This is a genomic window from Corynebacterium sp. UMB8791 (assembly GCF_054166365.1).
The window spans coordinates 1-329 of sequence record NZ_JBSZCG010000058.1 but is presented as its reverse complement, the minus strand read 5'-3'; the positions used below and the strand labels follow the sequence as shown (position 1 = coordinate 329).

The following is a 329-nucleotide window of genomic DNA, read 5'->3' as shown; positions in this document are numbered from 1 at the left end:
ATGTGTATAAGAGACAGGCACCAGACATAGTAAATGACCTGTTTACCTTTGCGGTCTGTCGGTATAATAATTGTTTGTTTAACAACTTTATTAGGAACTTCTTGTTTACCGTCATTTGAAGCTATTTTGTCGAAGTTTTTAATGTCTAATGGTTGATTGGGATTCCAGCCATTTTTAGTAATATAGTAATCCCAATAAGCAGTTCTATGTAGGGCAGTTAAGTTCCAAGTGATGTCAAGGGGACCTGTTGTAATGTTTGTTTTGTGCCAACGAGTAGCTGTTTGTTCATCCAAAGGTTCAAAACCTGAGACACCTGCACTGGCTAATTT

1 protein-coding gene is annotated in these 329 nt (G+C 37.4%); it reads right to left on the bottom strand.

Annotated features, from left to right (window positions below):
• On the bottom strand, positions 1-329 hold a 329-nt coding region (locus tag ACXIUA_RS01555), incomplete at both ends, for a lytic polysaccharide monooxygenase (RefSeq protein WP_457975950.1).